The sequence below is a fragment of the Helicobacter sp. 13S00482-2 genome (assembly GCF_002272795.1).
Lineage (GTDB): Bacteria > Campylobacterota > Campylobacteria > Campylobacterales > Helicobacteraceae > Helicobacter_J.
Map to the genome: position 1 here is coordinate 1 of NZ_MLAT01000050.1, position 1052 is coordinate 1052.

Annotated in this window: 1 protein-coding gene; it reads right to left on the bottom strand. The window is 30.7% G+C overall.

What is annotated here, in order from left to right:
• Positions 1 to 670: 670 nt before the first annotated feature.
• Positions 671 to 1052: tyrosine-type recombinase/integrase (locus BKH42_RS09050; RefSeq protein WP_180674046.1), on the bottom strand; the 382-nt coding region annotated here is incomplete at its 5' end.

The following is a 1052-nucleotide window of genomic DNA, read 5'->3' on the forward strand; positions in this document are numbered from 1 at the left end:
ATAAAGAGTCTTAAGAAGTTTAGCATCTCTGAATAAAATATTCCTTTGTTGTATGTATTTCTAAACTCTTGTTTATATTGAAAGAATGTCTTGAGTTTTGAAATCTTTAGACTTTGAAATCTTCAATCTTTGAAATCTTTTAGAATCCTTAGAATCTTTTAACTCCTATGTTGTTTGTTATGCATAGGTAGTGTGGGTTTAATTTGCATACCATTGTATTTATCAGTTTTACTCAAGACTCTTATTGCTAATGGTTGAATCCTTGAACAAAACAAAACATCTTAAAAACATTGAGTTCATAGGCTTTAGAAGATATAAAATTACTTTTGAAACATCATCTTGAAGCATCCTTTCTCCAAATATGTTTTTTATAATGGTAATCATAAAAGCAAAAGAGTATTTTATAATGACACAAGGCCACATTTCAACCAAATAAAATTCTCAATCTTGTAATTTATTGTAAAAGAATTTTGTTTTATATTCTCTAGGATTTTGATAGATTTGGATATATTGTAGCCCTTGAAGAGTTCCTAATTTTTATGAGAATGCATTCATTCATATCGCTTCTATCAATAAGCACCATCTATGACATTGATTGTATTTATTTGTGAAATACTTTAGAGAAGATGATTTTAGGGGAGGGGTTGAATCTTTTATTCTATGGAGTGCTTCATTTTGCAGCATTACTCACATCATCCATTGTACTAGCAGCTTGTAATAGACGTTTTTTATCAAAATGTGTATAGATACGAGTAGTGTTCAAATCAGCATGGCCTAATGCTTCTTGCACTAAAACTAGATCTTGGTGTTTTTGATACAGTAGGGTGGCAAAAGAATGACGCAACATATGTGCTCCATTTTTTTCTTTGCGGATTCCTGCAAACATTAAGATGTTTTCTACATTTTTGTAGATATATGCTTGGGATAGGGCTTTGCCTTTTTGGTTGCAAAAAAGTAGATTATTATCAATGTTATTGATAGTGTTGCGAATCTCTAGCCAGTGTTTAAGAAGCTTTTCTATATGGTTTTTACGAATCATTGCCATGCGGTAT